A 23341-nucleotide genomic window follows, 5' to 3' on the forward strand; every position below is an offset into this window, starting at 1 on the left:
GGTGCTACTTGACTCAGACCCCGCCGTTCACGGCGCCTGGGGTCGGTTGCAGAGTCACGAGGCTCCAACCGTCGGGATCTTCGCAGGTCAGAGTCGGGGAGCTTCCGGTGTCCACATCACACGTGGTCTCCCAGATGGCACCGGCCGTGGTGATGACGTCGATGTTGACGTCTCCTTCCGTGCCCCCACCCAGGGCCTGCTGGGCGATGGAGATTGCACAGGCGTTCGAGGGATAGTCGTCGAGGCCGCTGAGGTCGGTCCACAGATACGCCCCCGGAACCGGCTGGAGGTCGCGAATGCCGGCGTAGGCCCGGGTGACCGGGTCGCTGTCGGTCGCCGGGGACAGCACGGCCCGCAACTCGAAGTTGTTCTCGTCCCGGGTGGCGTCGATGTCGACGCACGGACCGGCCGCGCCGGTGGCTCCCGTGGCTCCGGTGGCTCCCGTGGCGCCGGTCGCCCCGGTGGCTCCCGTGGCGCCGGTGGCTCCCGTGGCACCCGGCGTGCCGTCCTCGCCCGAAGTGCCGGTGGCTCCGGTCGCCCCCGTGGCTCCGGTGGCACCCGTCGCACCCGTCGCGCCCTTCGGCCCCGTGGCGCCCTTCGGACCCGTCGCCCCGGTGGCGCCCTTGCAGTTGTCCTTCCCGGTGTACGCCTCCGCGCCCGCTCTCGACTGATGGGGCTTGTGCGGCTTGCACTTGTCGCCCGTCTGCGGTGTCGCGGCCGGTTTGTCGGAGACCGCCCGCGCGGCCGCCGCGGCCGGCGTGATCACTCCGCCGGCGATCACCAGAGCGAGGGAGGTCAGCACCCCGGCCTTCTGGAACCTCGCCCGGGCCAGTGGCCCCAGCAGCGAGCGAGTGGGTCGAGGACTCATGGGCATGCTCCTTGGCACGAAACGGGCCCGGGGGAGTTCCCGGACCTCGGTGCGAGGGTGACCTGATCACCCACGACAACCGCCGCGCGCGCGGCGGACGCGCCGTCAAATAGGTAAAACGGTCTAGCGGACAAGCCTTGTGACGGCATCGCAACCCACGAGGTGCATCCGGGCCGGGGGCCGTCGCGTCCTGTCCGGTATGGAACCGCAGAAGCCGCTGCCCGAGCCCCGACAGCCGGAGGGGTGCCTCGTGACGGCCCTCCGCATCCCGGTGCGGATCGTCGTGCTGGTGCTGGTCGTGCCGATACGGCTGGTCTGGGACGCGCTCGTCGTGACCGGGCGGTTCCTCGGCGACACGCTGCTCAGGCCGTTCGGGAGGGCGCTGCTGTGGGTGGGGCGGGCGGTGTTCGTGTGGCCGTTCGTCGGGTTGTGGCGGTACGTCGCCGTGCCGCTCGGCAAGGGGCTCGCGTGGCTGGGGAACGTTCTCGTCGTCGTACCCGTCGTCTGGCTCTACCGGTACGTCCTCACCCCCGTGGGGCACGGCCTCGCCTGGGTGTACGCGCGCGTGCTCACGCCCATCGGGCACGGGATCAGGTGGGTCCTGCGGGGGATCGGTGCCGGGCTCGCCGCGGTCGGGCGCGGGCTGTACGCCGCCGCTGCCTGGCTCGCGCGGTATCTCGTCCTCGTCCCCGCCGCCTGGGTGTACGCGTGGATCCTCACGCCGATCGGACACGGCATCCGCTGGGTCCTGCGGGGGATCGGGCTCGCCCTGTACTGGAGCGCGCGCGTGGTGCTCGTGCTGCCCGTGCTCGTCCTGTGGCGGTGGGTGCTCGTGCCCGTCGGGCGGTTCCTCGCCGTCGTGGGGCGGGAGGTGGGGGACGCGCTCGGGCACGCCTGGCGGATCGCCGGACACCTCTCGCTCGCCGTCGGGCGCTTCCTCGGGACCCTCTTCCGGTGGATCTTCGTGGAGCCGGTGCGATGGGTGTACCGGACGCTGCTCACGCCGGTCGGACATGTCGTACGAGATGTGGTGCTGCGGCCCGTCGCCGCGGTGGCCCGCGGTGTGGGACGTGCCACGCGGGAGGCGCTCGCCTCCGTGCGGGAGTCCGTGCGGCAGGCGCGGGCCGACGTCCGGCGGATGCTCCTCGGCGGGCCCCGGGAGCCGGTCGCGGTGGACCGGCGGGAACCGACGGAGCACGAGACACGTACTCTTGGTAGGAGTACGACCGTTCTCACTAAGGACTGACGACACTGGGCAAGCGACAGCCCGAAGGCCCGCCGCCCGCACCCGCGGTGCAGCGCATCCGACTGCGTTACACCAAGCGCGGCCGCCTCCGGTTCACCAGCCACCGTGACTTCCAGCGCGCCTTCGAGCGTGCGCTGCGCCGTGCCGAGGTGCCGATGGCGTACTCGGCGGGGTTCACGCCGCATCCGAAGGTGTCGTACGCCAATGCCGCACCCACCGGCACGGGCAGTGAGGCGGAATATCTGGAGATCGCCCTCACCGAGGCGCGGGACCCCGAGAAGCTCAGGGTTCTGCTCGACGAGTCGATGCCTGTCGGGCTCGACATCGTCGACGCGGTCGAGGCCCGGACGTCCGGGCTCGCCGACCGGCTGACCGCCTCGGTGTGGGAGCTGCGGCTCGACGGGGTCGAGCCGGCGGAGGCCGAGCGGGCCGTCGCCGTGTTCAACGCCGCCGAGGCCGTCGAGGTCCAGCGCATGACCAAGAACGGCGTTCGCACCTTCGACGCCCGTTCGGCGGTCGTAGATCTTGAAACGCACAGTTCGGCTGCTGATAGGCCGAGCGACCAGCCCTGTGCGATACTGCGGCTGGTTGTTCGGCACGTGACGCCTGCCGTACGACCCGACGACGTCCTGTCCGGTCTCCGCGCCGTGGCCGACCTGGCGCCGCCGGTCCCCGCAGCGGTGACCAGGCTGGCGCAGGGGCTGTTCGATGCAGAGACCGGCGAGGTGACCGACCCGCTCGCGCCCGACCGCGAGGCAGCTGAGGCCCCCACAACGGCCGCTGCCGCCGCGAAGGCGCCGGCGTAGGGAAGGTCCCGCGAAAGGACGGACGTCGTAGCGCCGCCCTCGTATCCGGGAGCCACCTGGGTCGGGCAGCGCACCGACCAGAAGACTTTCGCCAGGCCGTACCCAACAGGGTGTACGGAACCGGCGAGACAGGACACAGAGAGCTCCCGTGCGGCGCCCGCGCCCCGGACGGCGGCACCGCGCATCGCGCGAGCCGCGGACGTCACCGGCATCGCCGGACCAGGCGCGGCGCCCGGGAGCCTGACGGGAGAAACGCCCGCATGCTCGAGCCGACCGAACCCACCGAGGGTTCCGAACTCAACACCCCCAGCGACACCCTGCCGCCGCGCCGCCGGCGCAGGGCCGCGTCCCGACCGGCGGGTTCGCCGGTCGCCGCCGCGGCCGAGGCACCGGACGAGGTGACGCCGGCCATACCGGCCGCCGAGGACGCTGCCGAGGAGCCGACGGTGACCGCCGAGGCCGATCAGACCGAAGCGGCCGAAGAGGCCGACCGGATCGAAGAGTCCCCCGCGCCCGCCGCGCGTACGCGCCGCCGTGCCACTCGTCGGGCCTCCGCGCCCGCCGGGACCCCCGCCGCCGACACCGCGGTCGCCGAGACCGTCGTGCCGGTGGCCGAGGAGAGCGCGCCCGTCGCGCCCGCCGAGGAGCCGGTGGCGGCCGAAGAGGCCCCCGCGCCCCGTACCCGTCGCCGTGCCACCCGTCGGGCGACCGCGCCTGCCGGGGCCCCCGCTCCCGAGGCCGCCGAAACCGTCGTAGCCGCCGCTGCCGAGTCCGAAGCCGTGGCTCCGGCCGCCGAGGAGCCCGGGACCGACGAGGCCGCCGCGCCCGCGCCCCGTACGCGGCGTCGTGCCACCCGTCGGGCGTCCGCGCCCGCCGGTGCCCCCGCCGCCGACACCGACGCCGCCCCCGAGGCCGAGGCTCTGGTGAGCGTCGAGCCGGAGACGAGCGTCGCCGAGGAAGCCGCCCCTGCCGAGGAAGAGGCCCCCCGTCGGGGCCGTCGGCGTGCCACGCGTCGAGTGTCCGCGCCCACCGAGGCGCCCGAGACCGTGGAGGCGCCCGTGAGCGCTGACGACGAGACCAAGCAGGCCGAGACCAAGCCGGCCGAGACCGCCGCCGAGGCTCCGGCCGAGGAGGCCCCCGCCGCGGAGGAGGCCCCGCGCCGCGCCCGTCGGCGTTCCGTGCGCCGGGCCGCCACCGGGTTCTCCGAGCCCGCGCGGGCCGCGGGCGACGACGCCGCCGAGGAGGACGCTCCGCGTCGGCCCGCGCGACCCGCCGTGGCCGTCTTCCAGGCGCCCGTGTTCGCCGAGCCGCAGTTCCAGACACCCGAGCGCGCCGCCGCCGCGGCCGCCGCCGAGGCGGAGGTCGAGGAGCCCGAGGAGCCCGCCGCCGAGGAGCCCCAGGAGGAGCCGGTCGCCGCGCGCCGCCGTCGCCGCCGCCGGGGTGAGCCCGCGGAGGCCGAGGCGCCGCAGGTCGTCGAGACCGCCGTCGAGGACGAGCCGGAGGAGACCGAGGAGTCGGCCGAGGACGCCGTCGACAGCGATTCGGACGACTCGGACGAGGGCGGGTCCCGCCGTCGCCGTCGCCGTGGTGGCCGTCGCCGTCGCCGCGGTGACTCCGCCGAGTCGGACGCCGAGGACGGCGACGAACTCGCCGCCGATCAGGACGACCGGGCCGATCAGGACGGCGCGGACACCGCCGAACAGGTCGAGGAGGACGCCGAGGACGACGACGAGGGCGGTTCCTCGTCCTCCAGCAGCCGTCGCCGCCGGCGCCGTCGGCGTCGCGCCGGTGACTCCGGCACCGACGCCGAGCCCGGTGACGGCGACCCCGAGCGCACCGTCGTGAAGGTCCGCGAGCCGCGTCCGAAGTCCGAGCCGTCCGACGAGGTGCAGTCCATCAAGGGCTCGACCCGTCTGGAGGCCAAGAAGCAGCGCCGCCGTGAAGGCCGCGAGCAGGGCCGCCGCCGTGTCCCGATCATCACCGAGGCCGAGTTCCTGGCCCGCCGTGAGGCCGTCGAGCGCGTGATGGTCGTGCGGCAGAGCGGTGAGCGCACGCAGATCGGCGTCCTTGAGGACAACGTGCTCGTCGAGCACTACGTCAACAAGGAGCAGGCCACCTCGTACGTCGGCAATGTGTACCTGGGCAAGGTCCAGAACGTGCTGCCGTCCATGGAGGCCGCGTTCATCGACATCGGCAAGGGACGCAACGCGGTCCTGTACGCCGGTGAGGTCAACTTCGAGGCGCTGGGCATGGCCAACGGGCCGCGGCGCATCGAGTCCGCCCTGAAGTCCGGCCAGTCGGTCCTCGTCCAGGTGACGAAGGACCCCATCGGCCACAAGGGCGCGCGCCTGACCAGCCAGGTCTCCCTCCCGGGCCGCTACCTCGTGTACGTCCCCGAGGGCTCGATGACCGGCATCAGCCGCAAGCTGCCCGACACCGAGCGGGCCCGGCTGAAGACGATCCTCAAGAAGATCGTCCCCGAGGACGCGGGCGTCATCGTGCGCACCGCCGCCGAGGGCGCCAGCGAGGACGAGCTGCGCCGCGATGTCGAGCGGCTCCAGGCGCAGTGGGAGGACATCCAGAAGAAGTCGAAGAACGGCAACGCCCCGACGCTGCTGTACGGCGAGCCGGACATGACCGTCCGGGTCGTCCGCGACATCTTCAACGAGGACTTCACCAAGGTCGTCGTCAGCGGCGACGAGGCGTGGGAGACCATCCACGGATACGTCTCGCACGTCGCGCCCGACCTGGCCGACCGGCTGTCGAAGTGGACCTCCGAGGTCGACGTCTTCGCCACCTACCGGATCGACGAGCAGCTGTCCAAGGCGCTGGACCGCAAGGTCTGGCTGCCCAGCGGTGGTTCGCTGGTGATCGACCGGACCGAGGCGATGGTCGTCGTCGACGTCAACACCGGCAAGTTCACCGGTCAGGGCGGCAACCTGGAAGAGACGGTCACCAGGAACAACCTGGAGGCGGCCGAGGAGATCGTGCGCCAGCTGCGGCTGCGCGACCTCGGCGGCATCATCGTCATCGACTTCATCGACATGGTCCTGGAGTCCAACCGGGACCTGGTGCTGCGGCGCCTCCTGGAGTGCCTGGGCCGGGACCGGACCAAGCACCAGGTCGCGGAGGTCACCTCGCTGGGCCTGGTCCAGATGACCCGTAAGCGGGTCGGCCAGGGCCTGCTCGAGTCGTTCTCCGAGACCTGCGTCCACTGCAACGGCCGCGGTGTCATCGTCCACATGGAGCAGCCGACCTCTGTCGGGGGCGGCGGCAAGCGCAAGAAGCGCGGGCGTGGCGGCATCGAGCACGTGCACGAGGCCGCGGTGGCGGCGGAGGCGGCCGAGGCCGTCGACCACGACCACGACGCCGACGTGGAGACCGAGGCCGAGCTCGTCGCCGAGGTCGCCGAGCCGGTCGCGCTGCCCGCGCCCGTCTTCGAGCCGGACGAGGAGCTGTACAGCAGCGCCGCCGAGGCCGAGGCCGCGGCCGGCCGGGGCCGTTCGCGGCGCCGGACGAGCCGGCGGGCTTCGGCGCCTGCCGGTGCGCCGCGTCGCGAGCGGGCGGAGAGGTCCGACCGCGCCGAGCGGAACGAGCGGGCGGAGCAGGTCGAGGAGACCCTCCCGGCCGCCCCGACCGCGCAGGACGTCACCGTCGAGCAGGAGGTCGAGCGTCCGGTGCAGCCGGAGCCGGCCACCGAGGCGCACACCGAGCCGGTCGCCGTCGAGGACCCGGTCGTCGAGGAGGCCGCGCCCAAGGGCCGCACCCGTCGCCGCGCCACCCGCAAGGTGTCCGCGCCGGCCGGGTCGCCCGCGGGTGCCGAGGCCGCCGTGGTGACGGTCGCCGAGACCGCCCCCGTGGCGGAGGAGGCGCCGGCCGCGCAGCCCGAGGCGCCGGCCGAGCCGGTCGCCGAGAGCGCCGCACCGGCCCGCCCGCGGCGCCGCGCCGTGCGCAAGGCCACCGCGCCGACCGCGTCCGAGGAAGCGGCCGTCGTGGTCGTGCCGACGACGACGGAGACCGTGGCCGCGGAAGAGACCGAGGCCCCCGCCAAGAAGACGGCCCGTAAGACGGCCAAGAAGGCCACGGCGAAGAAGGCCGCCACCAAGAAGACGGTGGCCAAGAAGACAGCGGCCAAGAAGACCGCCGCGAAGAAGACGACCGCCAAGAAGGCGGCGTCGAAGAAGACGGCGGCGGCCGAACAGCAGTCCGCCCCGTCCGTCTCCACGGCGGCTGACGAGGGCTGACGCCCCGCCACCCGCGTGCACATGAAGCCGCCCCCCGGTCTTTCGACCGGGGGGCGGCTCATGTTTTTCCCTCCAAATGGGCAACCCCTATGGAGTGCGAGCCGTCCTACAAGTGGCATGGTTACGATGTAAACCGAGATCGACGACAAATCCTGACAGTTGGGGTTTCATCCCCTCTCGGCACAGTCATTGGGGCTCAATACGTGAAGGCACTCGTGCTCTCCGGGGGAGCGGGCACTCGCCTCCGCCCGATCACCCACACCTCGGCCAAACAGCTCGTGCCGGTCGCCAACAAGCCCGTGCTCTTCTACGGCCTGGAAGCGATCGCCGACGCCGGGATCACCGAAGTCGGCATCGTGGTCGGCGACACCGCGGACGAGATCCGCGAAGCGGTCGGCGACGGCTCGCAGTTCGGCATCGAGGTCACCTACATCCCGCAGGACGCGCCACTGGGGCTGGCTCACGCGGTGCTGATCGCGCGGGAGTTCCTCGGTGAGGACGACTTCGTCATGTATCTCGGCGACAACTTCATCGTCGGCGGTATCACCGCTCTGGTGGAGGAGTTCCGGGCCGAGCGGCCCGAGGCGCAGATCCTGCTGACCCAGGTGCCCAACCCGACCTCCTTCGGCGTCGCCGAACTCGACGCCGCGGGGCGGGTGGTGGGCCTGGAGGAGAAGCCGAAGCAGCCCAAGAGCGACCTCGCGCTCGTCGGCGTCTACCTCTTCACCCCGGCGATACACGAGGCCGTGCGCTCCATCGAGCCGTCCTGGCGCGGCGAGTTGGAGATCACGCACGCCATCCAGTGGCTGATCGACGAGAAGCGCGACGTCCGTTCCACCACGATCTCCGGCTACTGGAAGGACACCGGCAACGTCGCCGACATGCTGGAGGTCAACCGCTCGGTCCTGGAGACCGTCCCCGCGGTGAACGAGGGCACGGTCGACGCGGACAGCGAGATCATCGGCCGGGTCCGCATCGAGGCGGGCGCCCGGATCAGCGGCAGCCGGATCGTCGGGCCCGCGATCATCGGGGCCGGGTCGGTGGTCAACGACGCCTACATCGGCCCGTTCACCTCGGTCTCCGAGGACTGCCGTATCGAGGACAGCGAAATCGAGTACTCCATCGTGCTGCGCGGCTCGTCCGTGACCGGTGTGCGCCGGGTGGAGGCCTCGCTCATCGGACGTGACGTCGAGGTCACGCCCGCCCCCCGTAACCCGTCGGCCCACCGGCTCGTGCTCGGTGATCACAGCAAGGTGCAGATCTCCTCATGACAACCACCAGAATCCTGGTGACCGGCGGCGCCGGTTTCATCGGCTCGCACTACGTCCGTACCGTGCTCGGCCCCGAGGGCCCCGGTGACGTCGAGATCACCGTCCTCGACAAGCTGACGTACGCGGGCAACCCGGCCAACCTCGACGAGGTCCGCGCGCACCCCGGGTTCTCGTTCGTACAGGGGGACATCTGCGACCCCGAGCTGGTCGGCAAGCTGATGGCCGAGCACGACCAGGTGGTGCACTTCGCCGCCGAGTCGCACGTCGACCGGTCCATCGACGGCGGCGCCGAGTTCGTCCGCACCAACGTCGTGGGCACGCACACGCTCATCGACGCCGCCCACCGCGCGGGCGTCAAGACCTTCGTGCACATCTCCACCGACGAGGTCTACGGCTCCATCGACGAGGGCTCCTGGCCGGAGACGCACCCGCTCCAGCCCAACTCGCCGTATTCCTCCGCGAAGGCCTCCAGCGACCTGATCGCGCTGTCGTACCACCGCACCCACGGCCTGGACGTGCGCGTCACGCGCTGCTCCAACAACTACGGGCACCACCACTTCCCCGAGAAGGTCATCCCGCTCTTCGTGACCAACCTCCTCGACGGCAGGAAGGTCCCGCTCTACGGCGACGGCGGCAACGTCCGCGACTGGCTGCACATCGACGACCACGTCCAGGGCATCGAGCTGGTGCGCACCAAAGGCCGGGCCGGCGAGGTCTACAACATCGGCGGCGGCACCGAACTCTCCAACAAGGAGCTCACCGGGCTCCTGCTGGAAGCCTGCGGCGCGGACTGGGACACCAGCGTCGAGTACGTCGAGGACCGCAAGGGCCACGACCGCCGCTACTCGGTGGACTGCACGAAGATCCGCGAGGAGCTCGGGTACGAACCCCGCAAGAGCTTCCGGCAGGGCCTCGCGGAGACGGTCCAGTGGTACAGAGACAACCGCGCCTGGTGGGAGCCGCTGAAGGAGCGGGCCGCGCTGTGAGCGACAACCGCATCTGGCTGGTCACCGGCGCCGGCGGCATGCTCGGCCAGGACGTCCTGGCCCGGCTCGCCGAGGCGGGGGAGCGGACCGTCGCCCTCGACCGCGCCGCCCTCGACCTCACCGACGCCGACGCCGTGCGCGGCGCCCTGAACACCCACCTGCCCGCCGTCGTCGTCAACTGCGCGGCCTGGACCGCCGTGGACGACGCCGAGAGTCAGGAGAAGGACGCCCTGCGGATCAACGGCGACGGCCCCGCCCATCTCGCCGCCGCCTGCGCCGCCACCGGCGCCGTCCTCCTGCACGTCTCCACGGACTACGTCTTCCCGGGCGACGCGACGACCCCGTACGCCGAGGACGCTCCCACCGGCCCGCGCAGCGCCTACGGCCGCACCAAGCTCGCCGGGGAGCGGGCCGTGCTCGGCATCGAGCGCGGATACGTGGTGCGCACCGCCTGGCTGTACGGCACGGGCGGCCCCAACTTCGTCCGTACGATGATCAAACTGGAGGGCGTCAAGGACACCCTGGACGTCGTCGACGACCAGCGCGGCCAGCCCACCTGGAGCGCCGACCTCGCCGGGCTGCTGTACGACCTGGGCCGCGGCGCCCTGGCCGGGACCGCCCCGGCCGGTGTCTACCACGGCACCAGCTCCGGCGAGACGACCTGGTACGGCCTCACCCGGGAGATCTTCCGGCTGCTCGGCGCCGACCCCGACCGGGTCCGCCCCACCACCAGCGAGGCCTTCGTCCGCCCCGCGCCCCGCCCGGCCTACAGCGTCCTCGGCCACGACCGCTTCGCGGCGGCCGGCCTCACGCCCCTGCGTGACTGGCGTACGGCGCTGACCGAGGCCTTCCCGGAGATCCACCGGGTCCAGACGAAGGAGACCCCCGCGTGACCGTCAAGGTCAGTGTCGTCATCGCGGTGCACAACCCCGGCAAGTACTTCGACGACTGCCTCGGCGGACTGCTCCGGCAGAGCCTGCCCCCGGAGGAGTTCGAGGTCTTCTTCGTCGACGACGGCTCCACCGACGAGACCCCGGCCCGCCTGGACCGGCTGGCCGCCGAGCATCCGCACTTCCACGTCGTCCACCAGGAGTCCTCCGGCTGGTCGGGCAAGCCCCGCAACACCGGTATCGACGCGGCGCGCGGCGAGTACGTCATGTTCGTCGACCACGACGACTGGCTCGGCGACGAGGCGCTGGAGCGGATGTACGCGTACGGCACGGCGAACGACGCCGATGTCGTCGTCGGCAAGATGGCGGGCATCGGACGCCCGGTGCCCCAGGAGCTGTTCCGGGTCAACCGACCGCGGGCGACGGTCCAGAACGCGCCGCTGATCGACAGCCTCACCCCGCACAAGATGTTCCGGCGCGAGTTCCTGGCCGAGCACGGCATCCGCTTCAAGGAGGGGCGCCGGCGGCTGGAGGACCATGTCTTCGTCGTCGAGGCATATCTGCGGGCCAGGAGCGTCGCCGTCCTCGGCGACTACCTCTGCTACTACCACATCGCCCGTGACGACGGCTCCAACGCCGGCTTCCAGCGCTTCGACCCGGCCGGCTACTTCGGCAACCTCCGTGAGGCCCTCGACGTCGTCGAGGAGCTGACCGAGCCCGGCCCCCTGCGCGACCGGCTCTTCAGCCGCTGGCTGCGCAACGAGATGGTCGAGCGGCTGCGCGGCAAGCGGTTCCTGAAGCTCCCCGAGGACTACGCCGAGCAGCTCTACCGCGAGATCCGCGGCGTCGTCAACGAACGCTTCGGACCTGGTGTCCTCACCCATGTCGCCCCGATGCAGCGGGTCGTCGCGGGCCTCGTCGCCGCTGACCTCTACGACGACCTCCGCGAGCTCGCCCACTGGGAGGCCGCGATCCGGCCCACCGGCGAGCTGACCTCCCTGACCTGGGAGAACGGCCGGCTGAACATCGGCTTCGGGGCGGAGTACGAGTCCGGTGGCAGCCCCCTGGTCTTCCGCCGCGGCGACGACGGGCGTGACGTGCTCGACCTGCCGCTCACCGAGAAGGCGCGCGAGGCGCTGGCCGGGCAGGGCATCACGCTGGACGCGCGGACCGGCGACAGCGACGTGGACCTGGTGGTCCGGAACCGGGACGACGCCACCCAGTTCTATCTGCCGCTGAAGAGCGAGCGGCACGAGGTCGATGTCGAGGACGCCGAAGAGGAAGGCGCCTTCCGGCAGCGGATCACGGCCACCGCCGTGCTCGACCCGGAGACCGCCGCCGCGGGTGCGCCCCTGGCCAAGGGCATCTGGGACTTCTACCTGCGCATCAAGGCCGGCGGCTGGAGCAGGGAGTGCCGGATCGGTGCCGTGCACGGAGAGGGCGTGGAGCCGGGGCGGCTGGCCGCGCTCACCGGTGAGCCGCGTCGGCTGGTGTTGCCGTACTGGACGGACGGGCCCGGGAATCTGTCCCTGGACGTCGACCAGCACACCAGCAAGCTGGAGCGCGAGGCCGTGGTGCTGGTGGACCCGGCCGGGGCGGCCGTGGAGGGCACGGCCGTCAGGCTTCCGCTGCCGCTCGCGGTGCGCGGCGAGGAGGCCGTGCGGCTGCGCTTCGAGCGCAAGGACGCGGACAGGGTCGTCGCCGAGGCGGTGGCGGACGGTCGTGCGGTGAGCGCCGTGCTGCCGGTGGAGCGGCTCGTCGGGGCGCGCTGGGCGGTCCGGATCGGGCTGCCGTCCGCCGACCGGGGCGAGCCGAGGTGGACCCGGCTCCCGGTGGACGTGGTCGTCGCGGCAGACAGCACCGCCAAGGTCATCGACCGGCACATCCCGTCGGCCGAGCCCGCCCCGAAGCCGGCCCCGAAGAAGCGGCCCGCCCCGCCGCGCCCGCTGTGGCGCCGGGTCGCCGGACGCGTCAAGCGGGCCCTGACGAATCCGCAGAAGAAGAGCTGAGGGCGCGTTGCGATGCTTGTGATGCGACCTGTGCAGAAGAAGAGCTGAGGACTGTGATGCGACCTCTTTCGATTTCCGGCTCGTGGGTGCACGAGCCGAAGGTCTTCCCCGACGGCCGGGGCAGCTTCCACGAGTGGTTCAAGGCCCCCCTCTTCACCGAGGCGGCCGGCCACCCCCTCACCCTCGCCCAGGCCAACATGTCCGTCTCCAGCCGGGGCACCCTGCGCGGCATCCACTTCGCGGACGTGCCGCCCGGCCAGGCCAAGTACGTCAAGTGTGTGCGCGGCGCGGTCCTCGACGTGATCGTGGACATCCGGGTCGGCTCGCCCACCTTCGGCCAGTGGGAGATCGTCCGCCTCGACGACCAGGACCACCACGCCGTCTACCTCTCCGAGGGGCTCGGCCACGGATTCATGGCGCTGACCGACGACGCCACCGTGGTCTACCTGTGCTCCGAGGGGTACGCCCCCGAGCGCGAGCACGGTATCCACCCGCTCGACCCGGACCTCGCCATCGAGTGGCCGGCCGATCTCGCCCCGCTGCTGTCCGCCAAGGACGAGCAGGCGCCGAGCCTGGCGGACGCCCGTGAGCAGGGGATGCTGCCCTCGTACGAGGAGTGCGTGGCGTACCGGGACGGCCTCGGCGGGTGACCTGGACGGGGCCGGTTTGACCCGTTCGGCAGCGGCCCCGTAACCTTGACCGTCGGCGTGTCCTTGGATATGGGCGCGCCACATCCCCGTAAACCTCATCCTCTCGGGCCTCACGGCCGGGAGAGGCCGCTCGTTCTGCCGGGCGGCTGGACTGCGGGGGTGCCGTTCCCGAGCGAGAGAGTGAGATCCGCGTGTACGCCATCGTGCGCAGCGGTGGTCGCCAGCACAAGGTTGCTGTCGGCGACATCGTTGAGGTTGACAAGATTTCCACTGCCAAGGTTGGCGACACGGTCGAGCTCTCGACCCTGCTCGTTGTCGACGGCGACGCTGTGACCAGCGACCCGTGGGTGCTGGCCGGCATCAAGGTCCAGGCCGAGGTCGTGGACCACCACAAGGGCGTCAAGATCGACATCCTTCGCTACAAGAACAAGACCGGCTACCGCCGTCGTCAGGGCCACCGCCAGCAGTACACGGCGATCAAGGTCACGTCGATCCCCGCGGCTGCGAAGTAAGGGACTGAGGAGACATGGCACACAAGAAGGGCGCATCGTCCACCCGGAACGGTCGCGACTCCAACGCCCAGCGGCTCGGCGTGAAGCGCTACGGCGGTCAGGTCGTTTCCGCCGGTGAGATCCTGGTCCGCCAGCGCGGCACCCACTTCCACCCCGGTGCGGGCGTCGGCCGTGGCGGCGACGACACGCTGTTCGCGCTGAACGCCGGTGCGGTGCAGTTCGGTACGCACCGTGGCCGCAAGGTCGTGAACATCGTTCCGGTCGCCTGAATCAGGCACTGATCGGAAGCTTTCGCGAGGCGGACCTCACTTCCCTTCCGGGAAGGCGGGTCCGCCTTTCGCGTGTTACTGAAGTAGTACTCGTACCGTTTTTGGAGGCACCGAACCATGACCACCTTCGTGGACCGCGTCGAACTGCATGTCGCCGCGGGTAACGGAGGTCACGGCTGTGCCTCCGTCCACCGGGAGAAGTTCAAGCCGCTCGGCGGCCCCGACGGCGGCAACGGCGGGCGGGGCGGCGACGTCATCCTGACCGTCGACCAGTCGGTGACGACCCTCCTGGAGTACCACCACTCCCCGCACCGCAAGGCCACCAACGGCAAGCCCGGTGAGGGCGGCAACCGCTCCGGCAAGGACGGCCAGGACCTCGTCCTGTTCGTACCGGACGGCACCGTCGTCCAGGACAAGGCCGGCAACGTCCTCGCCGACCTCGTCGGCCACGGCACCTCCTACGTCGCCGCCCAGGGCGGCCGCGGCGGCCTCGGCAACGCGGCGCTGGCCTCGGCCCGCCGCAAGGCGCCCGGCTTCGCGCTGCTCGGTGTGCCCGGGGACATGCAGGACATCGTCCTGGAGCTGAAGACCGTCGCCGACGTGGCGCTGGTCGGCTACCCGAGCGCGGGCAAGTCCTCGCTGATCTCGGTGCTGAGCGCGGCCAAGCCGAAGATCGCCGACTACCCCTTCACGACCCTCGTCCCGAACCTCGGTGTCGTCACCGCCGGCTCGACCGTCTACACCATCGCCGACGTGCCGGGCCTGATCCCGGGCGCCAGCCAGGGCAAGGGCCTCGGCCTGGAGTTCCTGCGGCACGTGGAGCGGTGCAGCGTGCTCGTGCACGTGCTGGACACGGCGACCCTGGAGTCCGACCGCGACCCCGTCTCCGACCTCGACATCATCGAGGAGGAACTGCGCCAGTACGGCGCCGGGCTCGACAAGCGGCCCCGCATGGTCGTCCTGAACAAGATCGACGTCCCGGACGGCAAGGACCTCGCCGAGATGGTCCGCCCGGACCTGGAGGCCCGCGGCTACCGCGTCTTCGAGGTGTCCGCCGTGGCGCACATGGGGCTCAAGGAGCTGTCCTTCGCGCTGGCCGAGGTGGTCGCCACCGCGCGTGCCGCGAAGCCGAAGGAGGAGGCGACGCGGATCGTCATCCGGCCCAAGGCCGTCGACGACGCGGGCTTCACCGTCACCCGCGAGGAGGACGGGCTCTTCCGGGTGCGCGGCGAGAAGCCCGAGCGCTGGGTGCGGCAGACCGACTTCAGCAACGACGAGGCCGTCGGCTATCTCGCCGACCGGCTCAACCGCCTCGGTGTCGAGGAGAAGCTGATGAAGGCGGGCGCCCGCTCCGGCGACGGCGTCGCCATCGGCCCCGAGGACAACGCGGTCGTCTTCGACTGGGAGCCGACCGTCATGGCCGGTGCCGAGATGCTGGGCCGCCGCGGTGAGGACCACCGCTTCGAGGCCCCGCGCCCGGCCGCCCAGCGCCGCCGCGACAAGCAGGCCGAGCGGGACGAGTCGGAGCGCGAGTACGACGACTTCGACCCGTTCGAGAAGTAGCCGCGCTTCCCGACAAGGGTGGGCGACCGCTTCCCGGCAGTGGTTCTCGAGAACGGTTAACGGCAGGAAAAGCCCTGGCCATGGCAGGGCAACCAACGGTGACTCCGGTGTGTCGTACTGGGCAGCACGGAAGAGGATCTTGACTCTTTCCGTGGTCAACTGCCCTTGCGACAACCGGAGTTCGCATGTCCAGACGCCTCGCCCTCGCCACCGGCATCGCCCTGCTCGCCGGTGCGGTGGCGGTTCCGGCCGCCGGTGCCGCCACGGCCACCGCTACCCCGAGCGGCAAGCGGCTGCACGACGACTTCAACGGCGACGGCTACGCGGACCTGGCGATCGGCGCCCCGCCGACGAGCGGCGCCGGCACGCTCAGGGCGGGCTCGGTCACCGTGCTGTACGGCGCCGCGAACGGCCTGTCCACGGCCCGCAGACAGGTTCTGGACGACTCCAGGGTGTACGACGAGTCGACCCCGACCGGCTACGGCAGCGACCTGCAGAGCGCCGACCTCGACGGCGACGGCTACGCCGACCTGATGTCGTTCATCCACTGGTCGCCCGTCGACGGCGACCCGGGCAACACGGTCACCGTCAACTGGGGTGGCCCCACGGGCCTCTCGGCCGACCGGGACAACCTCGTGCGGCTGCCCGACTCGGCCTGGACGACCGGCTTCACCGTCGGGGACGTCGACGGCGACCACCACCCCGACGTGATCACGCTGGCCAACGAGTACGGCGTCCAGGACGGCTACGGCGACATCCTGTACGGCCCGTTCGACCGCACCGGCACGGCCGCGCGCACCGGCACGTTCACGATCGACACCGAGGACTTCCAGACCGCGACCACGATCGCGGCCGGTGACGTCAACGGCGACGGCATCGCGGACCTCGCGGTCGGCGCCCGGGACAGCGAGGAGCCCGACTCCCGCAAGACCGCGCTGCTGCTGGGGACTTCGCAGGGCCCGGGCGCGCCGGTCTGGCTCAAGGACCCGAACGGACGCCGCTTCGGCGGCGAGGATCTGGCGGTCGGCGACCTCAACAAGGACGGCTACGCCGAGATCGTCATCGGCCACTCCATCGACGGCTACGACAGCGACGTCGAACTCCCCACCAAGGGCGGCGCGTTGGGCATCGTCTACGGCGGCCCGAACGGCGCCTCCACCACCCGCAAGCCGGTGTGGATCAACCAGGACACCCCCGGCGTCCCCGGCGCCGGTGAGCGCGGCGACGGCATGGGCACCGGTCTGTCCATCGGCGACACCAACGGTGACGGCTACCAGGACGTCGCGACCGGCCTGCCCGGTGAGGACCTCGGCACCCTCGCCGACGCGGGCAGCGTGCTCGTGCTGCGCGGCGGCGCGAACGGCCTGACCGGCACCGGCGCCAAGGCGTTCAGCCAGAACACCAGCGGGGTTCCGGGCACCGCCGAGAAGAACGACCGCTTCGGCACCGCGACCGCGCTGGTCGACGCAGACGGCGACGGCGGCAAGAAGTACGGCCTGGTCGTGGGCGACCCGGCCGAGAACGCGAACAACGGTTCCGTGTGGGTCCTGTCCGCCACGTCCGGCGGCATCACCACGAGCGGCGCCTTCACCTTCGGCGCGGCCACGGTGGGTGTGACGCCGACGGGGGCGCGGTTCGGGGCGTCGCTGGGGGACTGAGGGCGCCGACACGACCGTAGGACCAGAACAGGGGAGGGTGAGATGAACAGAGGCACCAAGGCGTGGGGGTTGGCCGTCGCCGTGGTCCTGGCCGTCACCGGGGCGGCGGTCCCGGCAGCGGCGGACTCCGGGACCGCCACCGCGCGGCTCCAGGACGACTTCAACGGCGACGGGTACGCCGACCTCGCGGTGGCCGCGCCCGCGGCGACCGTGGGCGGCAAGGCCAAGGCCGGGTACGTGGCCGTGCTGTACGGGTCGAAGAACGGGCTGACCACCACGGGACGCAAGGTGTTCACGCAGAACTCCGCCGGGGTCCCGGGCAGCGTCGAGGCCGGTGACGGCTTCGGTTCCGCCCTCACCACCGCCGACCTCGACGGCGACGGCTACGCGGACCTGGTGGTCGGGGTGGGCGGCGAGGACACGGGCGCCGGTACCGACGCCGGGCTGGTCGAGGTCGTGTGGGGCGGGGCGCGGGGGCTCGCGGGCGGTGCGTCCGTGGCGAGCGGGAAGGCGTACGACAAACTCGGCGCCAAGGGCCGGCTGACCGTGGGCGACATCGGTGACGACGGCTCCCCGGACGTGGTGACCGTGGCGAACCATCACGACCTGCGGGTCCTCAACGGCCCCTTCACACGCGGCGGTGCGAACGGCGGCGAGCAGCTGGTGCCGGACCGCTACGACAGCCGCGTCCTGGACCTGGCCACCGGTGACGTCAACGGCGACGGGCGCACCGACGTCGTCGGCGCCGAGAACAACGCCGACACCTTCGACTCCCGCCGGATCGTGTACTGGCTGGGCAACGGGACGGGGCTCAACCCCTTCACGCTGGTGTACGACATCGACGGCGCCGGACTCCAGGGCGGCGAGAGCCTCGACGTCGGGGACGTGAACCGGGACGGCTACGACGACATCGTGGTGGGCCGGGCGATCGACGGCTACGCCAGCGATCACGACGCCTACCTCGCCAAGGGCGGCCGCATCGCCTGGATCCCCGGTACGCCCGACGGGCCGGACGGCGTGGAGAAGGCGCAGTTCCTCAACCAGGACAGCCCCGGGGTGCCCGGCACCGCCGAGAAGGGCGACCGGTTCGGCACCGACGTCCAGCTCGGGGACGTCGACGGGGACGGCTATCTGGACGTCCTGACCGGAGTGCCCGGCGAGGATCTCGGGTCGGTCACCGACGCCGGTGCCGTGGTCGTGCTGAGCGGCCGGGCCGACGGGCTGACCGGCGTCGGCTCCCACCAGGTGGTCACGCAGGAGAGCGGCATGGTGCCGGGCACCGCCGAGAAGGGCGACGCGTTCGGCACGGCCGTCCACCTCGGGGACGCGAACGGCGACGGACTGGCGGACGCGGCCGTCGGGGCGCCGGGGGAGAACGCGGACACCGGGTTCGTGTGGAGCTTCCGCTCCACGGAGTCCTATGTCGTCGAGCCGGGCGGGGTACCGCTGCCGGCGACGATCGTGGCGCCGAACGGCACGACCGCCTTCGGCAACACACTGCTGGGCACCACGGCGACGGGCGCGCGGCTCGGCGCCGGGTTCGCATACTGACGTTCGTTTCTTCTGCTGATCAGTCATCAGACCCGTTGCGGCCACGGCGAGTTCGTGTGCCGTGACGGGTCTTCTGTTGTCTGCCCAGTTGTCATGTGCGGGCACCCCGGCGTTCAGCGGGTGGACCGCCCCGGAGCATGAGCTTCCTCTGTCCATGAGGCCAGTGAGGCAAGGGAGTTCGTCGATGACCGGAGCAGTTTCGCCCGACCGCCGCCGCTTTCTGACCGTCGGGGCCGCCGTGCTCGGCGCCGCCGCCTCCGCCCAGCTGTGGCTGCCGACGGCCGCCCGGGCCGCCGAAACCCCGCTGCCCGACGGGGTGTTCAGCCTCGGTGTGACCTCCGGCGACCCGCTGCCCGACGGCATCGTGCTGTGGACGCGGCTCGCCCCGGACCCGCTGAACGGCGGCGGGATGCCCGACCGGGTGGTGCCGGTGGAGTGGGAGATCGCCGAGGACGAGCGCTTCAGAAAGCCCGTCCGCCGCGGTGTCGCCCAGGCCCGGCCCGAGTACGGGCACAGCGTTCACGTGGATGTACGGGGTCTGCGCCCGGGACGCGCGTACTGGTACCGCTTCCGCACCAGCGGCCAGCTCTCGCCCACCGGCCGTACCCGTACCGCCCCGCACCCGCACAGCAAGGGCGGCAGCCTGCGCGTCGCGCTCGCGTCCTGCCAGAACTACCAGCACGGCTACTTCACCCCGTACGCCGACATGCTCGCCCAGGACCCCGACGTCGTGCTCTTCGTCGGCGACTACATCTACGAGTCGTCGCCCGCCTCGACGGGGGTCCGCCGGCACGAGGGCACCGGTGAGCCGTACAGCCTGGTCCAGTACCGCAACCGCTACGCCCAGTACCGCAGCGACCCCGACCTCGCCGCGATGCACGCGAACGCGCCCTGGGTCGTCACCTTCGACGACCACGAGGTCGACAACGACTTCGCCGGCGAGATCCCGCAGGACCCCGACAAGCAGACGCACGACGCCTTCGTGGCCCGCCTCACCGCGGCCTACCAGGCGTACTACGAGCACATGCCGGTCCGCGCGACCTCGGTGCCGAACGGGCCGCACATCCAGATGTACCGGCGTCTGGAGTTCGGCCGCCTGGCCCGGCTCAACGTGCTGGACACCCGGCAGTTCCGCAGCGACCAGGCGACCACCCAGGAGGGCGCCCAGGACCCCTCGCTCACCATGCTCGGCGCCCGGCAGAAGGAGTGGCTCCTCGACGGGCTGCACGACTCACCGGCCCGCTGGAACCTCATCGCCTCGCAGATCATGATGGCCGAGACCGACCTCAAGGTCGGCGAGGGCAAGCTCTGGTACTACGACGCCTGGGACGGCTACCAGGCCGAACGCAACGCCCTCATGCAGGAGTTCGCCGACGTCCGCAACCCGGTCGTGTTCACCGGCGACCGCCATCTGACGATGATCAGCGACCTCAAGGAGGACTTCGCCGACCCGGACTCCGACGTCGTCGGCGCCGAGTTCGTCGGCACGTCCATCTCCAGCAACGGCGACCAGGACCAGGACGCCTTCCACAAGCAGTGGGACCCGCTGATGGGGGACAACCCGCACTGGAAGCTGCTCGACGCCCACCGCGGCTACCACCTCTTCGACATCGACAAGCACGGCATCGACGCCCAGGTGAGGGTCGTGGACACGGTCCGCCGGCCGACGGCGACCGCGAGCACGCTGGCCGCGCTGCGGGTCGAGGCCGGACGGCCGGGCGTCGAGCTCGCGTCTTCGTGAAACCTGTGTGACGGGAGCCTGGGACTCATCTGTGTCCCAGGTCTCTCTCAGTGCAGTCTCAGGAACCCCTCTTACCGTCCCTTGACCATGGAGACGGACTGTACGAGAGATGAAGGCCGGGCGAACGAGGGCGTGATCGCCCCGCTGCCCGCCGGCACCCGCCTGCTGCACATCGGCCCCCACAAAACCGGCACGACGTCGATCCAGGGCGCGATGTTCGCGGCCAAGGACCGGCTCGGCGAGCACGGCGTCCTGTGGCCGGCGACCACCCGGCATCCGATGGAGGCCGTCCTCGCGGCCTGCGCCCGGCCCGGGATGATGGGCGACGCCGGCCCCAGCGAGAAGCAGTGGCTGCAACTGGTGGACCGGGTCGACGGCGCCGGGCGGCACACCACCTCGGTCATCAGCAGCGAGTTCTTCGCCGACGCCCCCGACGACACGACGATCGCCCGGATCGTCGAGCAGCTCGGCGGCGACCGTGTGCACGTCCTCGTCACCCTGCGCCCGCTGGCGAGGATCATGCCCTCGCAGTGGCAGCAGTACGTGCAGAACGGACTGCGCATGGGGTACGAGGAGTGGCTGGAGCACATGCTCCGCAAGGCCCCCTACGAGAAGCCCAACCCCAGCTTCTGGCGCCGCCACCGGCACGACCGGCTGGTCGAGCGCTGGGTCCGGGCGGTCGGCGCCGAGCGGGTCACCGTCGTCGTGGTCGACGACCGCGACCGCGGCGGGCTGATGCGCACCTTCGAGCGGCTCCTCGGTCTCCCGGAAGACCTGCTCCAGGAGGTCCCCGACACCGCCAACCGTTCCCTGACTCTCGCCGAGACCGAAATGCTGCGGAATCTTAATAAGGAATTCCGCGGCAATGGACTCCCCGACGAGCTGTATTCCAGGCTGGTGCGGCACGGCGCGGTCATGCATATGAAGAACGCGTGCAGCCCGACACCGCACGACGTGAAGATCTGCACCCCGCAGTGGGCCGTCGAGGCCGCGGCGGAGATCGGCGCCGAGATGGCGCGGTCCATCGGCGCGACGGGCGTGCGCGTTATCGGCGACCCGGCCCTGCTCTCCGCCGTGGCGAAGCCCGGCACCGAGACGCTCGCGGAACCGCGGATTGCTCCCGAGGTGGCCGCTCAGGCGCTGTACGGCGCGCTGGCCGCGGCCGCCGCCGCGCCGATCCGGAACACCGCGCCGGTCAAGTCGCGCACCGTGCACCAGACCTCGTCCAGGGAACTCGTGAAGGTGCTCGGCCACCGGTGTCTGAAGCGGCTGCGACGCGGCTGAGCCCGAAGCGGCCGGGGCGCCGCGAAGCGGTACGGTCGTCACACACAGCAATACACAACTCCCTGTGGAGTTACTCACAGCAATTCCAGGGTGCTCACCACAACGGTCTCCTCAATCACCAGGAGTACAAGGTGAATGACAGATGGCGCGCACATATGCGGCGGACGGCGCTCACCTTGCACTGCGGTAACCCCAAGTGGGACCATTTCGAAGTTCCCTGTCGCCCCGAGGTAGGTCACCTGTGTCCCAGCACATCGCCAAGCCCCGTACCACCGCAGTGATCCTGGCCGGCGGTACCGGTCAGCGCGTGGGTCTCTCGATCCCCAAGCAGCTGCTGAAGATCGCCGGCAAGGCAGTCATCGAGCACACCCTGACCACCTTCGAGAACGCCGACTCGATCGACGACATCATCGTCCTGATGGCGCCCGGCTATGTGCCGGACATAGAGAAGATCGTGGCCAAGGCCGGGTTCACGAAGGTCAAGAAGATCATCGAGGGCGGCTCCACGCGCAACGAGACCACCGAGCGCGCCATCGAGGCGCTCGGCGAGGGCCTGGCCGCGGGCGAGGACCTCAACGTCCTGTTCCACGACGCCGTTCGCCCCCTGCTGTCGCAGCGCGTCATCGACGACTGTGTGGTCGCCCTGGAGCGCTTCCAGGCCGTCGACGTCGCCATCCCGTCCGCGGACACCATCATCGTGACCCGCACGCACGGCGAGGACGGCGAGTTCATCACCGAGATCCCGGACCGCTCCCGGCTGCGCCGCGGCCAGACGCCGCAGGCCTTCAAGCTGTCCACCATCAAGCGGGCCTACGAGGTCGCCGCCGGTGACCCCAACTTCCAGGCCACGGACGACTGCTCGGTCGTGCTCAAGTACCTGCCGGACGTGCCGATCCACGTCGTCGCGGGCGACGAGTACAACATGAAGGTCACCCAGCCCGTCGACGTCTTCATCGCCGACAAGCTCTTCCAGCTGGCCTCCACCGCCGCGCCCGAGCAGGTCTCCGAGGAGGCCTACCGCGAGCTGCTGACCGGCAAGACCATGGTCGTCTTCGGCGGTTCGTACGGCATCGGCAAGGACATCGCCGAACTCGCCGAGTCCTACGGCGCGAAGGTGTACGCGCTGGGCCGCTCCACCACCGGCACGCACGTCGAGAACCCCGAGGAGGTCGACGACGCGCTGTCCAAGGCGTACGGCGAGACCGGGCGCATCGACTACGTCGTCAACACCGCCGGCGTGCTGCGCATCGGCAAGCTGGCCGAGACGGACAACGCGACCATCGAGGAAGCCCTCAAGGTCAACTACCTCGCCCCGGTGCAGATCGCCCGTTCGTCGTACAAGTACCTGTCGGAGACCAAGGGCCAGCTGCTCCTCTACACCTCCAGCAGCTACACCCGCGGCCGCGCCGAGTACAGCCTCTACTCCTCCACCAAGGCCGCGATGGTGAACCTCACCCAGGCCCTGTCCGACGAGTGGGCCGGCGACGGCATCCGGGTCAACTGCGTGAACCCCGAGCGCACCGCAACTCCCATGCGCACCAAGGCCTTCGGTCAGGAGCCGGCCGGTTCGCTGCTGTCCTCCGAGGTCGTGGCCCGTACCTCGCTCGACGTGCTGCTGTCCGAGCTGACCGGTCATGTCATCGACGTGCGCCAGCAGGACCCGACGGCCGCCGCGGGCAAGGCCTCCGGCTTCGAGCAGGCGCTGGCCTCCGTTCTGGACCGTCAGGACGGCGTGGCATAATCAACCGCAATTAGACATCTGTTATTCAGGCCTCTGTGTCTGCCCGTTATCG

General features: G+C 71.2%; 17 protein-coding genes. 16 read left to right on the forward strand and 1 reads right to left on the reverse strand.

Annotated elements, in window-relative coordinates:
* Positions 1-13: 13 nt before the first annotated feature.
* Positions 14-868, reverse strand: a complete 855-nt coding sequence (locus tag OG885_RS29910) for a hypothetical protein (protein WP_405737241.1) — start codon at positions 866-868, stop codon at positions 14-16.
* Between the two features lie 199 nt (positions 869-1067).
* Here OG885_RS29910 and OG885_RS29915 point away from each other — a divergent pair, with 199 nt between their 5' ends.
* The 16 genes from OG885_RS29915 (at position 1068) to OG885_RS29990 (ending at position 23289) form a co-directional block, all read left to right on the forward strand.
* Positions 1068-2114 carry a hypothetical protein gene (locus OG885_RS29915; RefSeq protein WP_405737244.1) on the forward strand — a complete coding sequence of 349 codons (1047 nt, stop codon included), beginning with the start codon at positions 1068-1070 and terminating at the stop codon, positions 2112-2114.
* Between the two features lie 47 nt (positions 2115-2161).
* Complete coding sequence (locus tag OG885_RS29920) at positions 2162-2920, forward strand: TIGR03936 family radical SAM-associated protein (protein ID WP_405737247.1); 759 nt, start codon at positions 2162-2164, stop codon at positions 2918-2920.
* A 260-nt stretch (positions 2921-3180) separates the two neighbouring features.
* Positions 3181-7164 (forward strand): Rne/Rng family ribonuclease, encoded by a 3984-nt coding sequence (locus OG885_RS29925; RefSeq protein WP_405737250.1) that lies wholly within the window; start codon positions 3181-3183, stop codon positions 7162-7164.
* A gap of 203 nt (positions 7165-7367) precedes the next feature.
* A complete protein-coding gene (locus OG885_RS29930) occupies positions 7368-8435 on the forward strand; it encodes a glucose-1-phosphate thymidylyltransferase (RefSeq protein WP_405737253.1) in 1068 nt (355 codons plus the stop codon).
* Complete coding sequence (gene rfbB, locus OG885_RS29935; RefSeq protein ID WP_405737256.1) at positions 8432-9421, forward strand: dTDP-glucose 4,6-dehydratase; 990 nt, start codon at positions 8432-8434, stop codon at positions 9419-9421. Before OG885_RS29930 ends, rfbB begins: the two co-directional genes overlap by 4 nt.
* Positions 9418-10314, forward strand: coding sequence for a dTDP-4-dehydrorhamnose reductase (gene rfbD / locus OG885_RS29940; RefSeq protein WP_405737258.1), 897 nt, complete (start codon positions 9418-9420; stop codon positions 10312-10314). Before rfbB ends, rfbD begins: the two co-directional genes overlap by 4 nt.
* Positions 10311-12320, forward strand: coding sequence for a glycosyltransferase (locus tag OG885_RS29945; RefSeq protein ID WP_405737261.1), 2010 nt, complete (start codon positions 10311-10313; stop codon positions 12318-12320). Before rfbD ends, OG885_RS29945 begins: the two co-directional genes overlap by 4 nt.
* Positions 12321-12376: 56 nt before the next feature.
* Positions 12377-12970, forward strand: a complete 594-nt coding sequence (gene rfbC, locus OG885_RS29950) for a dTDP-4-dehydrorhamnose 3,5-epimerase (protein ID WP_405737263.1) — start codon at positions 12377-12379, stop codon at positions 12968-12970.
* 191 nt (positions 12971-13161) lie between these two features.
* On the forward strand, positions 13162-13482 hold the full coding sequence (gene rplU, locus OG885_RS29955) for a 50S ribosomal protein L21 (protein WP_399956248.1): 321 nt from the start codon (positions 13162-13164) through the stop codon (positions 13480-13482).
* A gap of 14 nt (positions 13483-13496) precedes the next feature.
* Complete coding sequence (gene rpmA, locus OG885_RS29960) at positions 13497-13751, forward strand: 50S ribosomal protein L27 (protein WP_164435564.1); 255 nt, start codon at positions 13497-13499, stop codon at positions 13749-13751.
* Between the two features lie 117 nt (positions 13752-13868).
* On the forward strand, positions 13869-15314 hold the full coding sequence (gene obgE, locus OG885_RS29965; protein WP_399956245.1) for a GTPase ObgE: 1446 nt from the start codon (positions 13869-13871) through the stop codon (positions 15312-15314).
* 185 nt (positions 15315-15499) lie between these two features.
* A complete protein-coding gene (locus tag OG885_RS29970; protein ID WP_405737266.1) occupies positions 15500-16972 on the forward strand; it encodes a VCBS repeat-containing protein in 1473 nt (490 codons plus the stop codon).
* A gap of 42 nt (positions 16973-17014) precedes the next feature.
* Positions 17015-18523, forward strand: coding sequence for an FG-GAP-like repeat-containing protein (locus OG885_RS29975; RefSeq protein WP_405737269.1), 1509 nt, complete (start codon positions 17015-17017; stop codon positions 18521-18523).
* A 184-nt stretch (positions 18524-18707) separates the two neighbouring features.
* Entirely contained in the window at positions 18708-20264 is a 1557-nt protein-coding gene (locus OG885_RS29980) for an alkaline phosphatase D family protein (RefSeq protein ID WP_405737271.1), read from the forward strand.
* An 87-nt stretch (positions 20265-20351) separates the two neighbouring features.
* Positions 20352-21548: a hypothetical protein gene (locus tag OG885_RS29985; RefSeq protein WP_405737274.1), complete on the forward strand. Its 1197-nt coding sequence runs from the start codon at positions 20352-20354 to the stop codon at positions 21546-21548.
* A 241-nt stretch (positions 21549-21789) separates the two neighbouring features.
* A complete protein-coding gene (locus OG885_RS29990; RefSeq protein WP_399956233.1) occupies positions 21790-23289 on the forward strand; it encodes a D-ribitol-5-phosphate cytidylyltransferase in 1500 nt (499 codons plus the stop codon).
* Positions 23290-23341 lie beyond the last annotated feature (52 nt).

Source organism: Streptomyces sp. NBC_00028 (genome assembly GCF_045041065.1).
Lineage (GTDB): Bacteria > Actinomycetota > Actinomycetes > Streptomycetales > Streptomycetaceae > Streptomyces.

Bases quoted from the DNA above. Each gene is read 5' to 3' on its own strand.
- OG885_RS29915 (WP_405737244.1), top strand. From the start codon at position 1,068: ATGGAACCGCAGAAGCCGCTGCCCGAGCCCCGACAGCCGGAGGGGTGC.
- rpmA (WP_164435564.1), top strand. From the start codon at position 13,497: ATGGCACACAAGAAGGGCGCATCGTCCACCCGGAACGGTCGCGACTCC.
- OG885_RS29910 (WP_405737241.1), bottom strand. From the start codon at position 868: ATGAGTCCTCGACCCACTCGCTCGCTGCTGGGGCCACTGGCCCGGGCG.
- OG885_RS29980 (WP_405737271.1), top strand. From the start codon at position 18,708: ATGACCGGAGCAGTTTCGCCCGACCGCCGCCGCTTTCTGACCGTCGGG.
- rfbC (WP_405737263.1), top strand. From the start codon at position 12,377: ATGCGACCTCTTTCGATTTCCGGCTCGTGGGTGCACGAGCCGAAGGTC.
- OG885_RS29970 (WP_405737266.1), top strand. From the start codon at position 15,500: ATGTCCAGACGCCTCGCCCTCGCCACCGGCATCGCCCTGCTCGCCGGT.
- OG885_RS29925 (WP_405737250.1), top strand. From the start codon at position 3,181: ATGCTCGAGCCGACCGAACCCACCGAGGGTTCCGAACTCAACACCCCC.
- obgE (WP_399956245.1), top strand. From the start codon at position 13,869: ATGACCACCTTCGTGGACCGCGTCGAACTGCATGTCGCCGCGGGTAAC.
- OG885_RS29975 (WP_405737269.1), top strand. From the start codon at position 17,015: ATGAACAGAGGCACCAAGGCGTGGGGGTTGGCCGTCGCCGTGGTCCTG.
- OG885_RS29985 (WP_405737274.1), top strand. From the start codon at position 20,352: ATGGAGACGGACTGTACGAGAGATGAAGGCCGGGCGAACGAGGGCGTG.
- rfbB (WP_405737256.1), top strand. From the start codon at position 8,432: ATGACAACCACCAGAATCCTGGTGACCGGCGGCGCCGGTTTCATCGGC.